The following is a 22,152-nucleotide window of genomic DNA, read 5'->3' on the forward strand; positions in this document are numbered from 1 at the left end:
TTGCCTGGCAACAGGAAGGGGGGATTTCTGCAATTCAGTCGCGCCTAGCGGGCGAGCCAGCCACCGTCGACCGGCAGCGTGATTCCGTTGATGTAGTCGGATGCGTTGCTGGAGAGGAAGACGGCGGCACCGACGAGGTCGGAGGCCTCGCCCCAGCGTCCGGCGGGGATGCGATCGAGAATCGCCTTGGACCTGTCGGCGTCCGCCCGCAGATCCTTCGTGTTGGCGGTGGCGATGTAACCGGGTGCAATGGCGTTCACGTTGACGCCGGACGCGGCCCATTCGTTCGCCAGCGCCTTGGCCAGGCCCACGATAGCCGACTTGGATGCCGTGTAGCCGGGCACGTTCACGCCGCCCTGGAAGCTCAATAGGGAGGCGGTGAAGATGATCTTGCCGTGGCCGCGAGCCACCATGTTGGCGCCGACGGCGCGACTCAGCACGAACTGCGACGACAGGTTCACGGCGATCACTTCGTCCCAGAACTCGTCAGAGTGCACGGCGGCCGGGGCCCGGCGGATGGTGCCGGCGTTGTTGACGAGGATGTCGGCGTTCAGGGCGGCCAGCTCGGTGCCGAGGGCGGTGATCACTGCACGGTCGGCGTAGTCGGCGTCGTAGGGGGTGAAGGTGCGGCCCAGTGCCTCAACCCGCTGGGAGACCTCGCTGCCGGTCATCGGCATGTTGACGCTCACGCCGACGATGTCGGCTCCGGCGGCCGCGAGTCCCTCGGCCATGGCGAGCCCGATGCCGCTGCTGGCGCCCGTGACGATGGCCACCTTGCCGGTGAGGTCGAAGGGGTTCGCGGTCATGTTGGTGCTCCTCTGTGAGTGTGCCGGGTCGCGCTGGATGTTCTGCTGGACGGAACATCGTTCCGCCTAGTGACTACTCTACGGGGTGATCACGTTGGCGGGCGACCCGACCTGCGGATTGGACGGGCCCCGCACGGCCGCGAGTACCCTCGTATGGTGCACATCTCTCCCGCGACCGCGCTCACAGCGCTCACCGCCGGCGACTGGCGCGAACTGGAACGGCGGCACCAGGATCGGACCGACGCCGCCACGCTGGGACGCCGGCAACGCGCCGGCACCGCACACACGCATCCGGTGGACGACTTTCTGTTCACCTACTACCCGTTCCGTCCAGGGTTGCTGCGGCGGTGGCATCCCGGTGCGAACGTGGTCCTGCAGGGCGCGGCGACCGAGGAGCGGGCCGGGTGGAAATGGTACCGCTCCGAGCGGGACGACCTGGTCGTCGACCACGCCGCCTTCATCGAGAAGAACGCGCGGAGCATCCGCTTCATCGTGACACTGCTGGGCCGCACCGCACAGCGAGCCGGCAATTTCGGCTGCTTCGGCCTGCACGAATGGGCCATGGTGTACAAACAGGGCGAGCACCGCCATGAATCTCCGCTGCGGCTCAGCCAGGGCGACACCGACACCGTGGTGGAATCCCACCGGATCGCCTGTACGCATTTCGACGCGTTCCGATTCTTCACCCCCGCCGCCGTGGACCTCAACTCGGAGCAGGCCCGCCCCGTACTTCCGACCCGGGAGAACCAGCCGCGTCTGGAGCAGCCCGGCTGTCTGCACGCGGGCATGGACGTCTACAAGTGGGCCATCAAGCTCGGCCCCCTGATTCCCGGGGACCTGCTGCTGGACTGCTTCGACCTCGCCCGCGACATCAGGGAACTCGACATGCAGGCATCCCCCTACGACCTCTCCGAGTGGGGCTACTCCCCTGTCGCCATCGAGACCCCGGCCGGCAAGGCCGAGTACGTGCGGCGGCAACGCGGGTTCACCGAACGGAGCAACGGCCTGCGCGCCCGGGTGATCGCCGCGGTCGGCGCGCTGCCGGAGCCCGTGCCCCCGGCGCGTTAGCCCAGGTCACGTCGGAGGATGCGCTCCAGCTCGCCACCGATACCGATGTCGGCCACGACGACCCGGCCGACATAGTCGGCGGCCGGGCGCGTGATGAGCCCGGTCTTGCAACCGCCGAAGGTCACCGTCAGGTCGGCCGGCAGCACAGTGGGGTCGGGCACGCTGCCATCGTCCACACCAATGCCGCTGGGCAGGTCCACGGCCACGACCAGGGGCGGATGCTCACCGGCGAGGGCCGGCAGAATAGCCGACACAGTGCCGCGCGCCACTCCACGCAAGGCGGGATTGCCGGTGGTCCCGGTGCCCAGGATGCCGTCGAGGATCAGGTCGGCCGAACGAGCGAGGCCTGTGACGACCTCGGGTGGTTCGTCCACCGGGCGCAGGTCAGCTCCGTGCGCGAGGGCCGCCTCGAGCGCTTCCCGGTGTGGGCGGTCGCTGGTAGGCAGGATACAGAGGGTGGCGCCCCAGCCGGCCAGCAGCTCCGCGGCGTACAAGGCGTCTGCCCCGTTGTTGCCCGACCCGGCCAGAACCAGCACGCGCGCACCCTCAACCGCTCCGCCATCCGATCCGCCGCGCCGCGCCGCGAGAAGGGCCGCTGCCTCGGTTGCGAGTGCCCGGGCCGCCCGGGCCATGAGGGGCACTCCCTGCTCGAGGAAGGGTGCTTCGGCTTCGCGCACCTGGGCTGCGGTGTAGGTCGGCACGGGTGAGGGATGCACGCCGCCACCCTACGCCGCCGGGGCGGCCCGACCCCGCGACGCTCAGCATCCGGTCAGAGAATTGGATACCCCATGGGGTATTGTTGAGTCCTCCAGGCCGCCCGGCCTGGCCAACCAGAAGGAGTCCCCCGTGTGCCGAGCCGTGACCTGTAGAACCTGCGGAAAGACCACCTGGGCGGGCTGTGGTCAACACGTCGACCAGGTCATGCGGGGCGTCCCCCGAATCGATCGCTGCGCCGGACACCAGAAGGAGCCCTCCGGGGGAGGCTTCTTCACCAGGCTGTTCTCCCGCGGCTGAACGGCGAAAAGCGCTCACAGTCCTACGCTGGGGTCATGGATGCTCCCAGGCCGACAACGCTGCGACCGATACTCACTCTCACGGTCAACCCCGCCCTCGACGTCAGCACCTCGACAGAAAACGTGGTCGGTGAGCACAAGATGCGCTGCGGACTCTCCAGGCTCGACCCGGGTGGCGGCGGCATCAACGTCTCCCGCGTCATCCAGCGTCTCGGTGGCCAAACCCTGGCCATATATGCAGCCGGCGGGCCGACCGGCGACGCCTACCGCAAGCTCATCGAAGCCGAAGGCCTCCCCACCGTGGTGGTGCCTATCGCGGGCAGCACCCGGGAGAGCTTCACGGTTGACGAGACGACCACCGGCAAACAGTTCCGCTTCGTGTTGCAGGGTCCGGAAATCACCGAACCCGAGTGGCGTGCCTGCCTCGCCCGGGTGGCGGAGTCGATCCCGCACGGCGGCTACGTGGTGGCCAGCGGCAGCCTGCCGCCGGGCGCGCCCGACGACTTCTACGCCAGGGTCGCCCGCCTGGCCCGCGCGCACGACGCGCGCTGCATAGTGGATGCGTCCGGGCCGGCCCTGGCCGCAGCCCTCGCGGAAGGGGTCTTCCTGGTCAAACCCAGCGGACGTGAACTGGGCGAGCTGGTGGGCTCGACGCTCGACACCGAAGAGAGCCAGATCGCCGCGGCAAGCACCCTCGTCTCCCGGGGATCCGCCGAGTTCGTGGCCCTCACGCTCGGCGGCAAGGGTGCCGTGCTCGCCTCGGCGGCCGGCGTGATGCGCTTGGCCGTTCCGCAGGTCACGGTGCAGAGCACTGTCGGCGCCGGCGACAGTTTCCTCGGCGCGTTCGTGCTGCGCATCGCACAGGGCCACGACCCTGCCGCGGCCTTCAGAGCGGCGGTCGCGGCCGGCAGCGCCACCGCGATGACACCTGCCACCGAGCTCTGCCACCGGGCCGACGTGGAACGACTGGAAGCCGAACTCGCCCTGGTCCCGGCCTAAGCGCCTCGGGCGGCGAGATTAGTGTTGTTCCCATGAAGCTGACCAGAATCGACCCGCCCGGTCGGAGCTTTTCCCGCTGGCTGACCGATGAAGAGGTGGGCCAGGTGCTGGCCGCGAGCCGCGGCTGGCGACTCGGGAGCGACGGCAGCGTCGTGGCCGGCACTCTGCGCAAGACCGTCATCGCCCCTTCCTTAGTCGCCCTGGGCGCCGCGGCAACCGCCAATCGGTGGATCAGCCGCCCCGCCAGGGCGGGTAGCGATGGCAGCGGGCCGACCCACATGATGTGGGGCGTGTTCGAGGCCCGCACCGACGCCGAAGTGGCCGAACTGGTGGCCGCCGCCCCGCGGTAGGCCGAGTCATTGACCCAGTGATCAATGTAGGGTGGGAGCCATGACCCTCCTCGCCCCGCAGAAGACCCGCACCACGCTTGTCCGCACAGTGTTGCGCCTGGTGCTCGGCGCTTTCCTACTGCTCGCCGGCATCAGCCACCTCACCGTCAACCGCGAGGCGTTCCTCGCCCAGGTACCTACCTGGCTGCCGCTGGAGGGCGACTTCGTGGTCGTGGCCTCGGGCGTCGTCGAGATCATCCTGGGTGCGGCGCTGCTGGCGCTGGGCCGGTTCCGTGTGCAGGTCGGCTGGATCGTGGCCGCGTTTTTCGTCGCGATCTTTCCCGGCAACATCTCCCAGCTCGTCACCCAGACCGACTCATTCGGGCTGAACACCGACCTCGACCGCACCATCCGGCTGCTCTTCCAGCCCGTGCTTGTGCTCTGGGCGCTCTGGTCAACGGGCGCCTGGAAGGCGTGGCGCGAGTATCGCACCGGCCGGCGCACCGACGGCGGCAACTGACCCATGGGCGGACCCAAACTGCCCGAACAGGAACGCTGCGACGCCATCCTGACCGCCGCCTACCAGATCGCCCTCACCGACGGTCTCGATGCCGTCACCGCCCGACGCGTCGCCACCGCAGCGGGTATCTCCCCTGGCCTGGTGTTCTTCCACTTCCAGTCCAAGGACGGCCTGCTCCAGGCCCTGCTCGCGCTGCTGCTCGACGGCACCCTCGACGCGCTCACCGACCCGAGCCTGGCCGCCCTGGCACCGTGGGACCGCCTCGAACGGATGGTCAGGGTCGAGCTCGAACGCCTGGTCGAGCACCACGCGGGCGTGGAGTTACTCTTCGCGTTCTACTTCTCCCGCCACGCCGACCTGTTTCGCGACCGCATCGAGGCCTCATTCGGGCGCTACCTGGAGGCGTTCCTGCCGGTCTGCCGCGAGGCGGTCGGCGCGGCCGGGTCCCCTGCCGGCGGGGAGGGCGTCTCGGGCGCCGACCTCGCGGCCACAGTCGTGGCGCTCATTCAGGGCGCCTCCATCCAGGCGATCCGCAACTCGGCCTTGATCAATTCCGAAGCGATGCTCGCGACCATCAGGGCCCTGCGGCCGCGCGCCGCCTGACCGCCGTCACCCCATCACCCGCCGGCACCGCCCGCATCGAGTTGCCAGTTTTAGCCCATTGGCGGGCAACGAGGGGGCGCCAGACGAAGAGTCGGCACGGCCCGACTCGGTGAGTTGCCAGGTGAGGCCCTGTCACCGTCGAGCAATGGGCGCGAAGTGGCAAGTCGTCCTGAGGAGGCCGGCGCCGAGGCAGGCAGAGGGGCCCGAGACAGGTCTCCCCCGACTTGCCGCAAAAACCCCTTTCAGCGCCCGTGAAGCGGATTTCTTGCCGAAGTCGGCGAATCTGCCCCCGCCGACTTGCCGCAAATACCTCCTTCTGCACGCGTGAAGGGGACTATTGCCCGAAGTGGCGACGTCGGTGCGGCGAGGCAGCGCAGCCGGACGTTAGGGCAGGTCGCTCAGCCCGGCGGGCAGCGGACCGTCGCTCACGAGGTACAGGCGCTGGGTCGCGCGGGTCATGGCCACGTAGAGCGCTCCGGCTCCGCGTTCGGACGCCGCCACGATGGCGGTGGGGTCGACGACGATCACGGCGTCGAATTCGAGACCCTTGGAGTCGTGCGGGGTGAGCAACGCCACATCCCGCAGCAGACCGAGCGCCCCGCGGCCGACGATGTCGCCGAACTCGGCGTCGAGAGCCTCGGCGAGGGCATCGATGTGCTCCTCCACCACGATCACCGCGACAGTGCCGCCCACGCCCAGGGCGCGCTCCCGCCGCAGGGCGTCCACGGCGTCCGTCACGATAACGACCGGCCAGTCGCTGGCGCGCACCGTGCGTGACGCCGTGATCGGCAGGCCGTGCGCCACCGCCATCTCCTCGGCGGCCTCGGCGATCTGGCTGGGGGTGCGGTAGTTCACCGTCAGCTCCTCCAGGCGCCACCTGTCGGCTTCGAACGAGGCCTCGAGCACGGGTGCGAGGGCCTCCCGCCAGCTGTCCGCCGCGGCGGCCGCGGCGGCCTGGGCGATGTCGCCGACGATGGTGAACGAGCGGCGCGGGCCGCGGCGCATGAGCAGCCGCCACTGCATGGGCGAGAGCTCCTGCGCCTCATCCACGATCACGTGCCCGTAGGTCCAGCTGCGATCCAGCGCCGCCCGTTCGGCCGTGGTGGCGCGGTCGCCGAGTTCGGCGAAGTTGTCGGCGAGGGCCTTCGCATTCACGAGTCCCTTGACGTCCATGTTCTTGATCGCCAGCTCGGCGTTCTCAATGTCGCGCTTGCGCTGTTCCTTGGCCTCACGTTTCTGGGCCGCGTCGACGGCGCTGTACTCGCCGAGGTGCTCGGCCGCCTCATCGAGCAGCGGGATGTCGGCGATGGTGAACTCGGCGTCACGCGGTCGGTGGAGCAGCGCGCGCTGCGCGGCCCGCCAGCGCGGCGTGAGCTCTTCCAGCCACTGCGGCCGGGCGTAGAGGTCCTGCACAAGCTTCTGCGGGGTGAGTGGCAGCCACGCGGTGTTCAGCGCCACCCGTACATCGTCGGCCAGCCGGAGGTCTTCGCGCAGCATCGGAAGGTCGGTGTCGTCCATCGACCGGCCCTGGCGCTGGAGCTGCTCGAGCCACTCGCGGGCCAGCGCGTTCAGGGCGTGCTTGACGAAGACGACGCGGGCTTCGTTGTGCGGCTTGCCGCCGGAGCGGGCGCGGTGGATGGCTGCCTCGATCAGCTGGGGCTTGAGCACCAGGGTGTCGCCGTTCACGAGCAGCTTTTGGGCGGCGGCCGGCACCTTCTGCCTGCTCTTCACGGCCCGAGCGATCAGGTCGGCCATGAACGTCTGGCCCTTGAGCGCGGCGACGGCGGGCGCGTCCTCGTGGCCGGCCTCGACGCCGGGGAACAGCTGGCCTACCGAGGCGAGCACCACCCCGGTCTCACCGAGTGACGGCAGCACCGCCTCGATGTACTGCAGGAACGACGTGGACGGTCCGACGATGAGCACACCGGCGTTCTGCAGCCTGTCGCGGTGCGTGTAGAGCAGGTAGGCGGCGCGGTGCAGGGCCACGGCGGTCTTGCCGGTACCGGGGCCGCCCTGCACGACAAGCACACCGTTCAGCTCCGAGCGGATGATGCGGTCCTGTTCGGCCTGGATCGTCGAGACGATGTCGGACATGTGCCCGGTGCGCTGGGCGGTCAGCGCCGAGAGCAGCGCCCCCTCGCCCTGATGCAGGTTGGCGGTGTCGCCCTCCAGCAGCGCCGCATCCAGAATCTCGTCTTCGATGCGGATGATGCGCCGGCCGCTGGAGAGCAGGTGCCGGCGGGAGCGGGCACCGAGCGGCGTCGCGGCGGTGGCCTGATAAAAGGCGCTGGCCTGCGGTACCCGCCAGTCGAGCAGGATCGGCTGCAGGTTCTCGTCGCGGAGGCCCACCCGGCCGATGTACCTGTAGACGGGTGCGCCGTCCTCTTCCGGGGCGGTCTCCAGCCGGCCGAAGGCCAGGCGGTCGTCCACCTCGCGCAGCTGCACGATGCGGTCCTCGTAGGTGCGGGCAAAGGTGTCGCGCTCGGACCGGGACTGGTGGTTACCACCGACGTCGAGAATCCGCACGGCCTTCAGCTGGGCCTCGGCCTCCCGCTGCAGCGCGTCGAGGCGCGCGTACAGCGTGGCGACATAGTCCTGTTCGCGCGCGAGCTCCGTATCAACCACTCAAACACCCCTCAAATCAAACGACCAGTTTAGCCGCTGACGATGCTGCTGGGTTTCGACCCCCAACCGGGAGCACCGGCAGAGCCAATCCGTCACGCGGCCGAAATGTCCCCGGCATACACGCTCCCTAGGTTTGGGCTACCGGATTCCGCACCCCGTCGCGGACAGAGCCCGAATAGACCCGAATAGAGGGGTAAACCATGAGTGGAAATGCCATGCGTCTGCAGGCGATCAGGGATGTCGAGGCCTATGTGCCCCCGGCCGTCAGCTTCACCGACGCCGAAACCCCTGGCCAGATCTTCGGTGAGAACGTGTTCAGCAGCGTCGTCATGCAGAAGCGGCTGCCCAAGCTCGTCTACAAGTCGGTCATGGCCACCATCGAGCACGGTGCGATGCTGGATCCCCTGGTCGCCGACGCCGTCGCCTCCGCCATGAAGGACTGGGCGATGGAAAAGGGCGCATCGCACTACGCGCACGTGTTCTACCCGCTCACCGGCCTCACCGCCGAAAAGCACGACAGCTTCCTCGAACCCGTCGGCGACGGCACCGCGCTGGCCGAGTTCGCCGGCAAGACCCTCGTGCAGGGCGAGCCCGACGCGTCCAGTTTCCCCAACGGCGGCCTGCGCAACACCTTCGAGGCCCGCGGCTACACCGGATGGGACGTCACCAGCCCCGCCTACGTTCTGGAGAACCCGAACGGCAACACCCTGTGCATTCCCACGGTTTTCGTCTCGATGACCGGCGAAGCCCTCGACCACAAGACGCCGCTGCTGCGCTCGCAGCAGGCGATGGGCGAACACGCTGAGCGCATCCTGCGCCTGTTCGGCCACGTCAAGCCGGCCAAGGTCGTCGCGTTCTGCGGCCCTGAGCAGGAGTACTTCCTCGTGGACCGGCATTTCTTCCTGGCCCGCCCCGATCTGCTCAACTCCGGCCGCACCCTGTTCGGCGCCAAGCCGCCCAAGGGCCAGGAATTCGACGACCACTACTTCGGTGCCATCCCCGAGCGGGTGCTCGGTTTCATGATGGACACCGAGCGGGAGCTGTTCAAGCTCGGCATCCCCGCCAAGACCCGGCACAACGAAGTCGCGCCCGGCCAGTTCGAGATCGCGCCGATGTTCGAACGCGGCAACATCGCCGCCGACCACCAGCAGCTGCTGATGACCACGTTCAAGACCATCGCCAAGAAACACGGCATGGAGTGCCTCTTCCACGAGAAGCCCTTCCAGGGAGTCAACGGCTCAGGCAAGCACGTCAACTTCTCGCTGGGCAACAACCAGCTCGGCAGCCTGCTCGTCCCCGGCGACAACCCGCACGACAACGCCCAGTTCCTGGTTTTCTGCGCCGCGGTCATCCGTGCCGTGCACAAGTACGCCGGTTTGCTGCGGGTCTCCGTCGCCTCGGCGACCAACGACCACCGTCTGGGCGCCAACGAGGCCCCGCCGGCGATCATCTCGATCTTCCTCGGCGACCAGCTGGCGGATGTCTTCGAGCAGATCGCCAAGGGTCCCGCGACCTCCTCGAAGGACAAGGGCACCATGATCATCGGCGTCGACACGCTGCCCCAGCTGCCGACCGATCCCGGCGACCGTAACCGCACCAGCCCGTTCGCCTTCACCGGCAACCGGTTCGAGTTCCGCGCGCCGGGCTCGATGCAGACCGTGAGCGGCCCGATGGTGACGATCAACACGATCATGGCGGAGTCGCTGGACTACATCGCCACCGACCTTGAGGCGGCCGTCGCGGCCGGCACCGACTTCGACACCGCCGTGCAGGCCCTGCTGACCCAGATCATCACCGAGCACGGCGCCATCGTGTTCAACGGCGACGGCTACGCGGACTCCTGGCCCATCGAGGCCGAAAAGCGGGGGTTGGCGAATCTGCGGACGACGCTGGACGCCCTGCCGGAGCTGATCACCGAGTCCGCCCTGGAGCTGTTCGAGAAGTACCGGGTGTTCAACCACCGGGAGATGCACAGCCGCTATGAGATCGGTCTGGAGCAGTACGCGCTCACCATCGGCGTCGAGGCCCGGCTCACCCTCGAGATCGGCTCGACGCAGATCCTGCCGGCCGCGATGCGGCACCAGACCGAGGTGGCACTCAACATCGGCGCCGTCAGGGCCGCCGGCGGGGATGCCGACATAGCCGCCCTGTTGGAGGTGAGCGCTCCGATCGCCAAGCTGCGCACCGCCCTGGCCGTGCTCAAAGATGCCCTGGCTGCCGAGTCCGGCAGCGCGCTGGCCGAGGCCGAGCACGCCAGGGATGACCTGCTGCCGGCCATGAGCGCGGTGCGCGCGGCGGCCGACGTGCTGGAGGGCATCGTGGCCGATGACCTGTGGCCGCTGCCGACCTACCAGGAGATGCTCTTCATTCTGTAGCTTCCACGAACAGGCCGAACGCAGAAACGCCCCGGCCGGACCCGTCAAGGTCCGGTCGGGGCGTTCTCATCCGCGGTTACGCCGCCAGCGGCATCCGTGCCGGTTCGGACGCCACGTGCAGGGCACCGTCGGCCACGGTCACGGCCACCACTCCCCCGGCGCCGAGCTCTGAAGCCACCAGCAGGTCGGCGATTCTGTCGTCGAGCTGACGCTGGATGACCCTGCGGAGCGGCCGCGCGCCGTACTCGGGCTCGTAGCCGTTCTCGGCGATCCAGTCCACGGCCGCGTCGCTCACGGTGAGCGCGTGTCCCTGGGCGTGCAGCCTGGCCTCGGTCTGGTTCAGCAGCAGCCGCACAATCTGGCGGAGCTGGGGCTGATCGAGCTTCCGGAACAGCACGACCTCGTCGATGCGGTTGAGGAACTCGGGCCGCATGGCCTCACGGAGCTTGGCCATCACCCGGTCCCGCAGGGCCTTCTCCGACCCGAAGCCGTTGTGCGCTCCGTCGAGGTCGGCGGTGAAGCCGAGCGCGCCGCTGCGGCTGGCGAGCACCTCGGAGCCGATGTTGGACGTCATGATGATCACGGTGTTGCGGAAGTCCACAGTGCGGCCCTGGCCGTCAGTGAGGCGGCCGTCGTCGAGCACCTGCAGGAGCAGGTTGAAGACGTCGGGGTGCGCCTTCTCGATCTCGTCCAGCAGCACCACCGAGTAGGGGTTCCGCCGCACGTGTTCGGTCAGCTGGCCGGCCTCGTCGTAGCCGACGTACCCCGGAGGAGCACCGACCAGGCGGCTCACGGTGTGACGTTCACCGAACTCGCTCATGTCGAAGCGCAGCATCGCCTTCTCGTCACCGAACAGGGACTCGGCCAACGATTTGGCGAGCTCGGTCTTGCCCACCCCGGTGGGGCCGAGAAACAGGAAGCTGCCGACAGGCCGGGAGGCATCGCCCATTCCGGTGCGGTTGCGCCGTACGGCCTTGGCGATCACGGTCACCGCGTCCACCTGCCCGATGACCCGCTGGTGCAGGTCGTCCTCGAGCGTGGCAAGGCGTTCGCGGTCGCCCGCGGTGAGGCGGCTGGCCGGGATGCCGGTGGCGCGGGCGATGATCGCGGCGATCTCGGCCTCGTCCACCACGGCGGACGGTGCCGGCTGTGACGCATCCTGGGCGGCCTCGGCCGCGGTGATCTGCTCCGCCAGCTGCTCGGTCTCGTCCCGCAGGCGGGACGCCTCCTCGTAGGCCTCGGCGGCGACCGCGATGGTCTTGGCCGTTTCGAGGCCGGCCTGCTGTTCGCGCAGGCCTTCGATGTCGACCCTCGAGCCGAGCGCTAGACGCGCCCGGGCCCCGGCCTGGTCGATCAGGTCGATGGCCTTGTCGGGCAGGAACCGGTCTGGAACGTACCTGGCGCTCATTTCGACGGCCGCGCGGATCGCGGCATCCGTGTAACGCACCGAGTGGTGCTCGGCGTAGCGGCCCTGCAGGCCGGCGAGGATCTGCACCGCGTCGTCGATACTGGGCTCATTCACCCGCACGGGCTGGAAGCGCCGTTCGAGGGCGGGGTCCTTCTCGACCTTGCGGTATTCGTTGAGGGTGGTGGCGCCCACGACGTGCAGCTCACCGCGCGCCAGGCGCGGCTTGAGGATGTTGCCGGCGTCCATTCCGCCCTCGCCGGCCCCGCCGGCACCGACCACGGTGTGCAGTTCGTCGATGAAGACGATGATCTGATCGCTGCGCTCGCTGATCTCGTCCATGGTCTTGGTCAGGCGTTCTTCGAAGTCGCCGCGGTAGCGGGTGCCGGCGAGCATGGCGGGCAGGTCGAGCGAGATGACGCGCTTGCTGCGCAGCTGTTCGGGCACCAGGCCGTCGACGATGGCCTGGGCCAGGCCCTCGACCACGGCGGTCTTGCCCACCCCGGCTTCGCCGATCAGCACCGGGTTGTTCTTGGTGCGGCGGGAGAGGATCTCGACGGTCTGTTCGATCTCGTCGCTACGGCCGATCACCGGGTCGAGCTTGCCGGAGCGGGCACGCTCGGTGAGGTCGATGCCGTAGGTGTCGAGCATCGGGGTGTCTGAGGCGCTGTCGGCGGCCGAGCTGCCGGCCTGGGCCTCGTCGTCCTCGGCCTGCTGGGCGCCGGCCTGCAGTGACTCGGCCGTGACGCCGGACTCTGCCAGCACCCGGGCGGCGGGTGAGTCCTGGTTCACCACGAAGGCGAAGAACAGGTGCTCCGGGTCGATGTAGGTGGAGCCGAAGGCGCGGGCCACCTGGTGAGCATCCAGCAGGGCGCGCTGTGCCGAGGGCGTCAGACCGGGCGCGGACTGGGACTCACGGTCGCCGGACTCCGGCAGGCGTTGGTCGGCGGCGGCCGCGATGGCGGCGGGGTCACCACCGGCACGGCGGATGGCCGAGGCGGCGGGTTCCTGTTCGACCATCACCCGCAGCAGGTGCAGGGCGTCAACGTGGGCGTGACCGTGGGCGACGGCGAACTGGGCCGCCTGCACGAGGATCTCGTGGGTGCGGCGGCTGAGGAGCCGGGTGATCTCGATGGGGCGGCCGGACTGCGCGGCGCGCTGGCCCTGCAGGTAGCGGGCCAGGAACTCGTCGAACGAACCGTTGTCGGAACCGGTCGGGCCGAAGTATGTAGGCAAGGAAACCTCCTGGGAATCTGAACGAGGAGGAAACCCAAAACTTGAGTGACCTCGACTCAAGTCAACGTTTGGGCGCGCGTTTCATTCCCGCGGCATCCTGAGATTTCCCTGAATCCGCGCTCGCACTGCGTCCGGCGGACGCCGAAGTCACTGCCACCGGGCGCACGACACACAGGCCGGGTCACCGGGTCTTAGGAGGTGAGGTCGGCGCACTCGGGTGCAGCTCGGAAGGCCTGGCCGAGGGTGCTGGAGGTGTCCTGGGTTGCCGTGGTGATGGTCTGAGCGGCGGCACCCACGTCGGAGAGCACTGTACCGGTGTCACCGACGAGCGTCGCCAGCGCATCGACCAGGGTGGCCCCGCTGGTGCCCTCCACCGCGCTGGCGCTCGCCCGCAAGGTCGTGAACGACTGATCGACGGTGTCGATCGACTCCTGCACGGCCAGGAGCTCCGGGTCGTCCCCGAGATTCTCCGGTGGCGACTTCACAGTGTCGACCAGGGCGCTCACCGAGGCCGACACGGTATCCATCTGGTTGGACACCGCGGTACCCACCGAATCGCCCCCGGTGACCGCCGCCGTCGCCAGCCCCTGAACGTCGGTCTGCACGGTCGATACGTCGCTGCAGACCGTGCCCGCCCAGGTGATCTGTGCATCTGTCGGAGGTGACGCCGTCTGACCGGGTGACGGGGTGGCCGTTGCGGCCGATGGCGACGAACTGCTCGGTGTCGGATCGGTGCCGTCAGCGGGCGCGCATCCGGCAAGGAGCACCAGCAGGGCCATGAAAACGATGGGCTTTCTCACTGGGGGTGCTCCTCACTGGATCTGCCGCACGACGCGGCTGCGGTGGACTCTGGGCGTTACTGGGTGTCGCCCTCGGAGTCAAGTTGGATCGCGAGGTCGAAGGCCTCGACGATCTTGCGAGCCGATGACAGCAACCGTGGCGTGCCCACGATCGGGGCAACGGCGATGAGAACGTCCTCGATGTCGTCGGCGGTCAGCCCGACCTCCGCTGCCGGTCCGACGTGCATGAGGTACGAACCGACCGGTGCATCCACGGCCACCAGGGCCGCGATCCGGGCGATCATCAGCGTGCGCGGATCGAGGTCGGTGCGGGACAGCGAGACAGCGTTGATCTCGGCCGCCGCATCCAGTACCGGGGTTGTTCCTGTGGCCATGGGTATCGCTCCATTTCCAGGGTTGGACCCTGTTGGTGTTCGCGTTTTCCGGATTCTTCGGTGTTCGACGGGCGCACCACGACGGCACGCCGGCCTCACGCCGCAGACGGTAGCAACCAATCCGCGTCCCGCCGATGGCGCCGTTCCGGAATCGTCCGAAACGGATGAGGCGTGCCCGACCCCGCGCTGGCCTGGCGGGATCAGTCCCGCTCGAGCTCCCGGGCCAGGGACTCCAGTTCGGCCCCGCCGGCCATCAGCCGGGTCAGCTCGTCGATGGTGATGCCTTTCCGGTCGAACTCGCCCAGGCTGGCCCCGCGGTTGAGCACCAGGAACCTGTCCCCCACCGGGTACGCGTGGTGCGGGTTGTGGGTGACGAACACCACGCCGAGGCCGTGGTCCCTGGCCTGCGCCACGTAGCGCAGCACCACCCCGGCCTGCTTGACGCCCAACGCCGAGGTGGGCTCGTCGAGGATGACGACCCTGGCACCGAAGTAAATGGCCCTGGCGATGGCGACGGATTGCCGTTCTCCGCCGGACAGGGTGCCGATGGGCTGGTCCACGTCACGCAGGTCGATGCCCATCCGGCCCAGCTGCGCGAGCGTGATCGCGCGCATCTCGGCAACCTTGAGGCGGGAGAACGGGCCGATCCCGGCGCTGAGTTCGGCGCCGAGGAAGAAGTTGCGCCACACCGGCATCAGCGGCACGATCGCCAAGTCCTGGTAGACCGTGGCGATACCGGCGTCGAGAGCGAGGCGCGGCCCGGTGAAGCGCACCGCGGCCCCGTCGAGCAGGAGTTCGCCGGAGGAGTGCGGGTACACACCAGCGAGGACCTTGAGCAGGGTCGACTTGCCCGCGCCGTTGTCGCCCAGCACGCAGAGCACCTCACCGGCGCCGACCGAGGTGGAGATGTCGCTGAGCGCGATGACCGACCCGTAGACCTTGCCGATGCCGCGCACCTCGAGGATGGGCGTTGGCCGGGTTGCTCCTGCGGCGCTCATGCGCGTACCCCGGCTTGGCGACGCACCGAGAGGTTCACCAGCACGGCGAGCAGCAGCATCCCGCCCAGGAAGGCCTTGAGCCAATTGTTGTCCCACTGAGCGAACACGATGCCCTGCAGGATCATGCCGTAGATCAGCGCGCCGAGGGCGGCGCCGATCGCGGACCCGTAACCGCCGGTGAGCAGGCACCCGCCGACGACGGCGCAGATGATGTAAATGAACTCCTGGCCGATGCCCGTGGTGGCTTGCACCGTGGCCACGTCGAAGAGCGAGAGCATGCCTACCAGCCAGCCGGCCGCCGCCGTGCCCATGAACAGGCCGATGCGGGTGCGCTTGACCGGCACGCCGGTCTGAACGGCGCTCTGCAACTGCCCGCCGATGGCGAAGATCCAGTTGCCGTAACGGGTGCGCAGCAGCAGCCAACTGGCCACGGCGGTGATGCCGAGCCACCAGAAGACCGACACCTTGAGGTTGACCCCGAAGACCGGGATCGTCGAGCCGAAGATCGCCTTGCCGGCGTCGAAGCCGGGCACCAGGGTCATGCCCTGGATGGCGACCTGGCCGGTGACGAGCTTGGTGCCGGCGAGGTTGAGCCCCTGCAGGATGAAGAAGGTGCCCAGCGTGACGATGAAGCTGGGGATGGCGGTCTTGACGACCAGGAACCCGTTGAAGGCGCCGACGGCGAGGGCGATCAGTAGGGCGAGCAGCATCGCGAACCACAGGTTCATGCCCCATTGGGTGGTGAACGCGCCGACGAGCAGCCCGGTGGTGCCGGTCATGGCTCCGGCCGAGAGGTCGAACTCGCCGCCGATCATGAGCATCGCCACGGCGACGGCCATGATGCCGAACAGCGACGCGGAGTAGAGCCAGGTGGCCACGCCCGCCGTCGACAGGAAGGATGTCGTCGCAACGGAGAAGTACCCGAAGATCGCCAGGGCGGCGACGAGGGCGCCGATCTCCGGCCGACGCAGCAGCCGCACCATCGGATGCGTGCGCGTCAGGCGCTCGTCCGGCGACGCATCCGGCGCGGCGCCCGGTGCGGTCAGCATCGTCATCGGGTGCCGTTGCCGGCGAACGTCGCCACCTGCTCGGCGTTCTCCTTCGTCACGAAGCCCGGCCCGGAGTAAACCGGCTGGCTGCCGCCGACGACGTTGCCGTTGGTGTAGAACAGCTCGAAGAAGTCCACCGGCAGGTAGCCCTGCAGGTAGGGCTGCTGGTCGACGGCGAAGAGGATGCTGCCGTCCGTGATGAGGCTGGTGACGTCGGCGGAGACATCGAAGGTACCGATCTGGGCGTCGCTGCCGGCCTCGGCCACGGCCTGCGCGGCGGCCACACCCACCGCGGAGTTGAGGGTGAGCACGCCGTCGATGCCGGGGTCGGCCAGCAGGGCGCTCGTGATGGTGCTCTGGGCCTCGGCGACGTTGGCGATGTCGACCTGCACGTTGGTCAGGCTGCCGGCGAGGGTGTCCGCGGCCCCTCGGCAGCGGTCCTCGAGCCCGGCGTTTCCGGCCTCGTGGATGACGCAGATGACTTTTTTCGCCGACGCCTCGGCGAGCTGGCGGCCGGCGCCCTGACCGGCCAGGTACTCGCCCTGGCCGATGTGGGTCATGGCGCCGAGCGCGGCGGACTCCTCGGCTCCGGAGTTGATGGTGATCACGGGAATGTCGGCGGCCACGGCAGCCGTGACGGCACCGCGCAGGCCCTCGGGGTTGGCCATGGACACGATGATGCCGTCGACCTTGGCGGCGATCGCCGTCTCGATCAGCTGGCTCTGCTTCTGCACATCGGGGTCACCCTGGTAGGTGACGGTGGCGCCGTAGCGGTTTCCGGCGGCCTCGGCGCCGGTCTTCACGACGTCCCAGAACGCGTCGCCGGGAACCGAGTGCACCACGAGAGCGTACGTGCGGCCGGAGTCGTCGGCCGGGGCTGCGCCGGCTCCCGAGCCGGCTCCGGCGACGGGCTGGCCGGTGCAGGCGGTGAGGGCGAGCAGGGCGAAGCCGGCGCTCGCGCCCAGGAGGGTCCGGCGGGCAGAGATTCTCGACACGAGTGGCATCGTCCTTCGGGTTCGGGCGCGTAAACAGCTTGGCCTTTTCAGGCGCAGTCCACTTTAGGCGTCCGAACCGCGAACACCGCAGTCGGGCTGCAGCCCGACGGCCTCAGGCCGGGCGGGCGGACTGCTCCACCCGGTCCCGGTAGCCGGCCCACCAGCCGGCGTCTCCCGACGGCAGGTTCTCGTTTCCGGCCCGCAGCCCGGCAGCCCCGTCGATCAGTTCGCGCACGATATCGGCGTGGCCGGCATGCCGGTGGGTTTCGGCGATCAGGTGCAGCAGGATGCGGTGGAGCGTGACCACATTGCGGTCGGCGGGCCACCAGGCCACCCGGCCGGTGGCATCCAGCGGCACCTCGGTGATCGTGGTCTCCGAGTGCGCCCAGACCCGCCGGTACAGGTCGACGATCGCGTCACGGGACTCATCCGGGGTCGCCCACATGTCGGCGTTGTCCTCGGCGTCGTCGCCCATCCACGACAGCTCTTCCGGGAAGGTGCGGCCGAAGGTCTCACCGAGGTACCCGGCCTCGACCCCGGCCATGTGCTTGACCAGGCCCAGCAGGTTGGTGCCGGTGGGCACCAGGGGCCGGCGAATGTCGTACTCGCCGAGACCCTCGAGCTTCCAGACCAGGGCTTCCCGGGCCTCCTGCAGGTAGCGGCGGAGATCTGCGGTCATGTCGGCGTCGGTCATGCCGACCAGCCTTGCAGATCGGCGAGAATGGAGCCATGAGTGCTGCCGGCGAGTTCATCGACGCCACCCTGCAGCGGGAGAGCTCCTGGGAGCGCGCCGACGCCGATCGGGCCCGGCTGGGCGGCAGCCTCACCTTCTACGGCGCATCCGTCGGCGCGATACGCGGCACGATCCGCGATGCCGGGCGGCGCTACCCCGGCCTTGGCCACGACGAGATCACGGCCCTGAGCTCCGAACTGTGGGCGGTGCCGGTCTACGAGCGCCGGCTGGCGGCCGTGGTGCTGCTGCAATCCCACGTGCGAATGCTGCGCGCCTCCGACCTCACCCGCATCGAGGGTTTCCTGCGGACCGCACAGCTGCCCGCTCTCCTGGACCCGCTCACAGCGGATGTGGTGCGGCCGCTGGTCGATGCCCTGACCGGTCCGGCGCGCAGCCGGGCGCAGATCGTGCTCGACCGGTGGGCCCAGGATCCCAGCGCCGAACTGCGCCGTGCCGCCGGGCTGCTCGGCGTCTCCGGCGGCGCGGCCCAGCGTCAGGAGTACTAGTCATCAGGAGCGCGGGCGTCAGGGTATGACGACGACCTTGCCCCGGATGCTTCCATCGGTGAGACGGCGCATGGCTGTCGCGGCCTCGGCGAGCGGATACACCCGATCGATGACGGGCCTGATCGCGCCGCTCTCGAGAAGGCCCGCGAGGGTGTGCAGGTCATCCTGACGTACGACCGAGACCAGACCGGTGAGCTTCTGGGATACGAACGGCGACAGCAGCAGGGCCCGCAGGGCCCTCTCGAAACCGCCGGTCACCCGGCCGCCGCCTTCGCCGCCGACGAGTACCAGGGTGCCGCGGGGCGCGAGCAGTCTGCGCAGCGAGGAGACCGACCGGTTGCCGCCGGTTTCGAGCACGAGGTCGTAGCGCTCGCCCGACCGGGTGATGTCGCCGCGGGTGTAGTCGACGGCCGCATCCGCCCCGAGCGAGAGAACGTAGTCGAGCTTCGCGGTGCTGGCGACGCCCGTCACGTGCGCTCCGAAGGTCTTGGCCAGCTGCACGGCATAGCCGCCGACGGCGCCGGAGGCCCCGATTACGAGCACCCGCTCCCCCGGGCCGGCGTCCCGCAGCGGGGCGAGGGCCTGCAGGGCGGTGACGGCCGAGGTCGGCACGGCCGCGGCCTGCTCGAAGCTCAGGGCCGCCGGCTTGGGCTCGAGTTTGTCGGCCCGGGCGGTCGTGTATTCGGCCAAGGAGCCCTCACCGACACCGAACACCTCATCGCCCGGTGTGAACCGGGTGACGTTGGCGCCGACGGCCTCGACGCGACCCGCGACATCCATGCCCCGCACCCGGCTTTTCGGGGCGCGCAGGCCGACGGCGGGCCGCACGAGGTAGGGAAGCCCCGCCATCAGGTGCCAGTCACCGATATTGAGGCTCGCGGCCTCGACGCGCAGGAGAACGTCGTCGGCGCCGACGGCCGGCCGCTCGATCTCGGCGGGGTGTAGAACGTCGGCCGAGCCGTAGCTGTCGTGGACGATGGCCCTCATGATGTGCCTCCAGGTCGAGTGAGGATGGGAGTTGCCGGGTACTGGAACACGTCGTCGAGTGGTCGATTGAACACCCGGGCGATCTGGAACGCCACCTCGAGAGAGGGCGAATAGCGGCCCTGCTCGATGGCGATGATGGTCTGCCGGGTCACGCCCACCCGGTCGGCCAGCGCGGCCTGGGTCATCTCTCCGTGCGCGAAGCGGAGCCCGCGGATGTTGTTGGTCACGCTCGTCGCCTTCACCATGACTGGAATCCCCGGCGGTACGCGATGATCTTGGCGATGGAGGCCAGGATCGACGAGAGCACGAAGGCCAGGTAGATCACGTTGGCGATCCAGAACGCGTCCAGCCCGGTGATGGCGAAGACCAGCGCGAGTAAGGCCCCGAGAATCACGAAGGACTGGCCGATGTGTTCGCCGAGCCGGTTGATCTCCTTGTCGCGCTGGTCCTTCCGGCCGGCCTCGTGGGGCGACAGGATGGCCGCGATGATGTTCAGCAGGATCCCCGCGACGATCGAGCCGACGATGGTCCACAGCATCGCGGGAATGTAAGCCGCCTGCTCGAGGGGGGCGCCGCCTGCGCCACCCAGCACCAGAACCAGATAGATGCCGTACGCCACTATCGCGACGACGACCATGATCCAGGCGCGTTGTTCTTCGCGTGCCATCTGCGGCTCCCTGCCTCGATGCCGGTCCGTGCCGGCGTGTAAAAGATTGTTGACACGATGAATGTATGCCCGACCAGACATCGTGTCAAGTATTTTTTACTTACCTTTTCGCGACTTGCCGAGAAATGCCCCTTGTCGGGTCGTGAAGGAGACTTGTGCGGCAAGTCGGCGAGCTGAGCGGCTGGTGATGGTGCCGGCGGCTACGGCGAGCCGCGCTGGAGCCGGCGGGCCCAGTCGACGATCAGGCGGATGCCCGCGGCGAAGTCCGGTGACTTCGGCCGGTTGAGAAAGGCGTGGGCGGCATCCGTCAGTACGTGGTACTCGACGGGCACCCGGGCCGCGGCGAGTTCCTTGGCGAACTGCTCGCCGGAGGACCGCATCGAATCGCTGTCCGCGTCGATGAGTAGCGCGGGGGGAAAATCGGGCAGCGAGTGGCCGCCGGGGAACGCGGACGGATCGGCCAGTGCGGCCCGGCTCCCGGCGTAGATGCGGTTCACCCCGTTGAGCAGCAGGGGGGTGTGCGTGAATCTGCGCCGGCCGCGCAGTCGGCTGCGCAGCTCGCGCGAGCGCTCGGGCAGGCTCGCGTGGAAGAGGCCGTAGGCGAAGAAGACCCCGCGCAGGGGCTCGGCGCCACCGTGGGCCAGCCGGAGCACGGCTCCCGCCGACAGGCAGGCGCCCGCACTCGCTCCGCCCAGGATCACCCCGTCGCCGAACTCGCCCTGCACCGCCCGCACCACCGCGACAACGTCATCGACCGGCACCGGAAAGTGGATGCGTCCGGTCGACGCTGCCGTCCGCCCGAATCTGCGCAGCCCCGGGATCGACGTCAGCCTGTAGTCGACGGTGATCACGGTGAATCCGGCTGCGGCCAGCGCCAGGGCCACCTCGTGGGTTTCCGGCAGGTCGAGGCCGCCCTTGACGAAGGCGCCACCATGCACCCAGACGATCGGCGCCGGCTCGAGCGACACCGATCCGACCAGCGCCGCGCCGACCGGCGCCGCGCCGACCGGCGGGGCATACCGGCGCACCGGAACGGGGCCGTGCGGACCCTGAATGACAGCGTCAACACCGACATCCGCGTTCTCGGTCTCAGATGCACCGCGAGTTCTCCCGATCATCTGCACAGGCTACGGCCTGTGGACCCGCGCCGGGCTCAGGAGTGCGCGAGCAGCCAGTCCAGCGCCGGCGCGCACTCGGTGAGGATCGAGATGTGGCCGTCATCGGCACAATCCCATAGCTCGGCGTTCGGGATGGCGTGGGCCAGCCAGGCCCCGTGCGCGGGCGGCACCACCCGGTCGCGGCCGCCCTGCGCGATGAGCACGGGCACCGAGATCGCCGTCACGTCGAATCCCCACGGCACCACGAACGCCATATCGTCGTCGATGAGCCCGTCGGGGCCGGCCGCCGAGGCCTCCCCCACGTCCGCTCCCAGCGGCGCCCAGTCACCCTTCAGGGCGGCGTAGTCCCGCTCGACGAAGCTCGCCGGATCGAACTCAGCGGTCGCCTGGTAGTGCTCGCGGGCGGGCCGGCCTGAGCAGGCGGCGCGCAACGCGCCATCCGACGCCATGCCGGCGAAGAAGTCGAGGCCGTCGGCGTCGAAGGGCGCGATCGCGGCCAGGCACGCGGCGGCGGTCACCCGCTCGGGCAGCAGTGCTGCGCAGGCCAGAGCGTGCGGGCCGCCTCCGGAGGCGCCCATCACCGCGAACCGGTCCAGCTGCAGGGCGTCGGCGATGGCCGCCACATCCGTCGCCGCCGACCCGACGGAGCGGCCGGGCAGCGGCGTCGACCCGCCGTAGCTGGGCCGTCCGTACGAGATCAGCCGGATGCGCCGCTGGGCCGCCGCCGCGAGCAACGGTTCGAGCAGGGCCCCGGTCTGTGGCGAACCGTGGTGCCACAGCACGGTGAGCCGGGCCGGGCCAGGTTCGCCGACGGGGTCGTAACCGTCCAGACCGCCGTATTCAGCCGTCCCAGCGGACTCCCCGGCGACGCCGGTACTCCCAGCGCTGTCGTGCACCCTGAGCACACGTCCGTCGGAGCGCCGCAGATCCTGCACTGACACCATCG

General features: G+C 69.2%; 22 protein-coding genes. 7 read left to right on the top strand and 15 right to left on the bottom strand.

What is annotated here, in order from left to right:
• Window positions 1-44 precede the first annotated feature (44 nt).
• Window positions 45-806 carry an SDR family oxidoreductase gene (locus C3B61_RS12510; protein WP_103461007.1) on the bottom strand — a complete coding sequence of 254 codons (762 nt, stop codon included), beginning with the start codon at window positions 804-806 and terminating at the stop codon, window positions 45-47.
• Window positions 807-959: 153 nt separating this feature from the next.
• Here C3B61_RS12510 and C3B61_RS12515 point away from each other — a divergent pair, with 153 nt between their 5' ends.
• Window positions 960-1,874, top strand: a complete 915-nt coding sequence (locus tag C3B61_RS12515; protein ID WP_103461008.1) for a 3-methyladenine DNA glycosylase — start codon at window positions 960-962, stop codon at window positions 1,872-1,874.
• On the opposite strand, the gene C3B61_RS12520 is transcribed toward C3B61_RS12515, so the two are convergent.
• Window positions 1,871-2,590 (bottom strand): NAD(P)H-hydrate epimerase, encoded by a 720-nt coding sequence (locus C3B61_RS12520; RefSeq protein ID WP_244285929.1) that lies wholly within the window; start codon window positions 2,588-2,590, stop codon window positions 1,871-1,873. The two genes, C3B61_RS12515 and C3B61_RS12520, sit on opposite strands and share 4 nt — an antisense overlap.
• Before the next feature lie 333 nt (window positions 2,591-2,923).
• Between C3B61_RS12520 and C3B61_RS12525 the strand changes: the two genes are divergently transcribed.
• The 4 genes from C3B61_RS12525 to C3B61_RS12540 are packed head-to-tail and all read left to right on the top strand — an operon-like array spanning window position 2,924 to window position 5,338.
• Window positions 2,924-3,886, top strand: coding sequence for a 1-phosphofructokinase family hexose kinase (locus C3B61_RS12525; RefSeq protein ID WP_174776302.1), 963 nt, complete (start codon window positions 2,924-2,926; stop codon window positions 3,884-3,886).
• A gap of 32 nt (window positions 3,887-3,918) precedes the next feature.
• On the top strand, window positions 3,919-4,236 hold the full coding sequence (locus C3B61_RS12530; protein ID WP_088455897.1) for a hypothetical protein: 318 nt from the start codon (window positions 3,919-3,921) through the stop codon (window positions 4,234-4,236).
• A gap of 40 nt (window positions 4,237-4,276) precedes the next feature.
• Window positions 4,277-4,735, top strand: coding sequence for a DoxX family protein (locus C3B61_RS12535; protein ID WP_103461009.1), 459 nt, complete (start codon window positions 4,277-4,279; stop codon window positions 4,733-4,735).
• A 3-nt stretch (window positions 4,736-4,738) separates the two neighbouring features.
• Complete coding sequence (locus C3B61_RS12540) at window positions 4,739-5,338, top strand: TetR/AcrR family transcriptional regulator (protein ID WP_103461010.1); 600 nt, start codon at window positions 4,739-4,741, stop codon at window positions 5,336-5,338.
• Window positions 5,339-5,722: 384 nt separating this feature from the next.
• On the opposite strand, the gene C3B61_RS12545 is transcribed toward C3B61_RS12540, so the two are convergent.
• Window positions 5,723-7,963 carry a UvrD-helicase domain-containing protein gene (locus tag C3B61_RS12545; RefSeq protein ID WP_103461011.1) on the bottom strand — a complete coding sequence of 747 codons (2,241 nt, stop codon included), beginning with the start codon at window positions 7,961-7,963 and terminating at the stop codon, window positions 5,723-5,725.
• 200 nt (window positions 7,964-8,163) lie between these two features.
• Between C3B61_RS12545 and C3B61_RS12550 the strand changes: the two genes are divergently transcribed.
• Window positions 8,164-10,338: a glutamine synthetase III family protein gene (locus C3B61_RS12550; protein ID WP_103461012.1), complete on the top strand. Its 2,175-nt coding sequence runs from the start codon at window positions 8,164-8,166 to the stop codon at window positions 10,336-10,338.
• A 76-nt stretch (window positions 10,339-10,414) separates the two neighbouring features.
• Here C3B61_RS12550 and C3B61_RS12555 read toward each other — a convergent pair whose 3' ends face one another.
• From C3B61_RS12555 to C3B61_RS12585, 7 genes are all read right to left on the bottom strand, one after another.
• Complete coding sequence (locus tag C3B61_RS12555) at window positions 10,415-12,979, bottom strand: ATP-dependent Clp protease ATP-binding subunit (protein ID WP_103461013.1); 2,565 nt, start codon at window positions 12,977-12,979, stop codon at window positions 10,415-10,417.
• A 191-nt stretch (window positions 12,980-13,170) separates the two neighbouring features.
• Complete coding sequence (locus C3B61_RS12560; protein ID WP_088455891.1) at window positions 13,171-13,779, bottom strand: hypothetical protein; 609 nt, start codon at window positions 13,777-13,779, stop codon at window positions 13,171-13,173.
• Between the two features lie 56 nt (window positions 13,780-13,835).
• The gene (locus tag C3B61_RS12565; RefSeq protein ID WP_103461015.1) at window positions 13,836-14,153 is read right to left on the bottom strand and encodes a carboxymuconolactone decarboxylase family protein; all 318 of its coding nucleotides are present in this window, start codon (window positions 14,151-14,153) and stop codon (window positions 13,836-13,838) included.
• Window positions 14,154-14,353: 200 nt separating this feature from the next.
• Window positions 14,354-15,151 (bottom strand): ATP-binding cassette domain-containing protein, encoded by a 798-nt coding sequence (locus C3B61_RS12570; RefSeq protein WP_103461016.1) that lies wholly within the window; start codon window positions 15,149-15,151, stop codon window positions 14,354-14,356.
• Complete coding sequence (locus C3B61_RS12575) at window positions 15,148-16,206, bottom strand: ABC transporter permease (protein WP_240632432.1); 1,059 nt, start codon at window positions 16,204-16,206, stop codon at window positions 15,148-15,150. The genes C3B61_RS12570 and C3B61_RS12575 overlap by 4 nt, the downstream gene beginning before the upstream one ends.
• A complete protein-coding gene (locus tag C3B61_RS12580) occupies window positions 16,203-17,195 on the bottom strand; it encodes a sugar ABC transporter substrate-binding protein (protein WP_241990282.1) in 993 nt (330 codons plus the stop codon). The genes C3B61_RS12575 and C3B61_RS12580 overlap by 4 nt, the downstream gene beginning before the upstream one ends.
• A gap of 112 nt (window positions 17,196-17,307) precedes the next feature.
• The gene (locus C3B61_RS12585; protein ID WP_103461018.1) at window positions 17,308-17,889 is read right to left on the bottom strand and encodes a DinB family protein; all 582 of its coding nucleotides are present in this window, start codon (window positions 17,887-17,889) and stop codon (window positions 17,308-17,310) included.
• 35 nt (window positions 17,890-17,924) lie between these two features.
• On the opposite strand from C3B61_RS12585, the gene C3B61_RS12590 reads away from it, so the two are divergent.
• Window positions 17,925-18,434 carry a DNA alkylation repair protein gene (locus C3B61_RS12590; protein ID WP_103461019.1) on the top strand — a complete coding sequence of 170 codons (510 nt, stop codon included), beginning with the start codon at window positions 17,925-17,927 and terminating at the stop codon, window positions 18,432-18,434.
• 18 nt (window positions 18,435-18,452) lie between these two features.
• On the opposite strand, the gene C3B61_RS12595 is transcribed toward C3B61_RS12590, so the two are convergent.
• From C3B61_RS12595 to C3B61_RS12615, 5 genes are all read right to left on the bottom strand, one after another.
• Window positions 18,453-19,421, bottom strand: coding sequence for an NAD(P)-dependent alcohol dehydrogenase (locus C3B61_RS12595; RefSeq protein ID WP_103461020.1), 969 nt, complete (start codon window positions 19,419-19,421; stop codon window positions 18,453-18,455).
• Window positions 19,418-19,666 (bottom strand): helix-turn-helix transcriptional regulator, encoded by a 249-nt coding sequence (locus tag C3B61_RS12600; RefSeq protein ID WP_103431556.1) that lies wholly within the window; start codon window positions 19,664-19,666, stop codon window positions 19,418-19,420. The genes C3B61_RS12595 and C3B61_RS12600 overlap by 4 nt, the downstream gene beginning before the upstream one ends.
• Window positions 19,660-20,088 carry a hypothetical protein gene (locus tag C3B61_RS12605; protein ID WP_103461021.1) on the bottom strand — a complete coding sequence of 143 codons (429 nt, stop codon included), beginning with the start codon at window positions 20,086-20,088 and terminating at the stop codon, window positions 19,660-19,662. The genes C3B61_RS12600 and C3B61_RS12605 overlap by 7 nt, the downstream gene beginning before the upstream one ends.
• Window positions 20,089-20,288: 200 nt before the next feature.
• A complete protein-coding gene (locus C3B61_RS12610; RefSeq protein WP_103461022.1) occupies window positions 20,289-21,206 on the bottom strand; it encodes an alpha/beta hydrolase in 918 nt (305 codons plus the stop codon).
• Window positions 21,207-21,241: 35 nt separating this feature from the next.
• Window positions 21,242-22,150 (bottom strand): alpha/beta fold hydrolase, encoded by a 909-nt coding sequence (locus tag C3B61_RS12615; RefSeq protein WP_103461023.1) that lies wholly within the window; start codon window positions 22,148-22,150, stop codon window positions 21,242-21,244.
• Window positions 22,151-22,152: the final 2 nt, after the last annotated feature.

Source organism: Cryobacterium zongtaii, assembly GCF_002909375.1.
GTDB lineage: Bacteria > Actinomycetota > Actinomycetes > Actinomycetales > Microbacteriaceae > Cryobacterium > Cryobacterium zongtaii.

Coding starts and splice junctions, on each gene's coding strand:
- C3B61_RS12605 (WP_103461021.1), bottom strand. CDS start 20,088: ATGGCACGCGAAGAACAACGCGCCTGGATCATGGTCGTCGTCGCGATA.
- C3B61_RS12590 (WP_103461019.1), top strand. CDS start 17,925: ATGAGTGCTGCCGGCGAGTTCATCGACGCCACCCTGCAGCGGGAGAGC.
- C3B61_RS12610 (WP_103461022.1), bottom strand. CDS start 21,206: ATGATCGGGAGAACTCGCGGTGCATCTGAGACCGAGAACGCGGATGTC.
- C3B61_RS12600 (WP_103431556.1), bottom strand. CDS start 19,666: ATGGTGAAGGCGACGAGCGTGACCAACAACATCCGCGGGCTCCGCTTC.
- C3B61_RS12575 (WP_240632432.1), bottom strand. CDS start 16,206: ATGACGATGCTGACCGCACCGGGCGCCGCGCCGGATGCGTCGCCGGAC.
- C3B61_RS12570 (WP_103461016.1), bottom strand. CDS start 15,151: ATGAGCGCCGCAGGAGCAACCCGGCCAACGCCCATCCTCGAGGTGCGC.
- C3B61_RS12550 (WP_103461012.1), top strand. CDS start 8,164: ATGAGTGGAAATGCCATGCGTCTGCAGGCGATCAGGGATGTCGAGGCC.
- C3B61_RS12615 (WP_103461023.1), bottom strand. CDS start 22,150: ATGGTGTCAGTGCAGGATCTGCGGCGCTCCGACGGACGTGTGCTCAGG.
- C3B61_RS12595 (WP_103461020.1), bottom strand. CDS start 19,421: ATGAGGGCCATCGTCCACGACAGCTACGGCTCGGCCGACGTTCTACAC.
- C3B61_RS12565 (WP_103461015.1), bottom strand. CDS start 14,153: ATGGCCACAGGAACAACCCCGGTACTGGATGCGGCGGCCGAGATCAAC.
- C3B61_RS12535 (WP_103461009.1), top strand. CDS start 4,277: ATGACCCTCCTCGCCCCGCAGAAGACCCGCACCACGCTTGTCCGCACA.
- C3B61_RS12530 (WP_088455897.1), top strand. CDS start 3,919: ATGAAGCTGACCAGAATCGACCCGCCCGGTCGGAGCTTTTCCCGCTGG.
- C3B61_RS12540 (WP_103461010.1), top strand. CDS start 4,739: ATGGGCGGACCCAAACTGCCCGAACAGGAACGCTGCGACGCCATCCTG.
- C3B61_RS12525 (WP_174776302.1), top strand. CDS start 2,924: ATGGATGCTCCCAGGCCGACAACGCTGCGACCGATACTCACTCTCACG.
- C3B61_RS12585 (WP_103461018.1), bottom strand. CDS start 17,889: ATGACCGACGCCGACATGACCGCAGATCTCCGCCGCTACCTGCAGGAG.
- C3B61_RS12515 (WP_103461008.1), top strand. CDS start 960: ATGGTGCACATCTCTCCCGCGACCGCGCTCACAGCGCTCACCGCCGGC.
- C3B61_RS12510 (WP_103461007.1), bottom strand. CDS start 806: ATGACCGCGAACCCCTTCGACCTCACCGGCAAGGTGGCCATCGTCACG.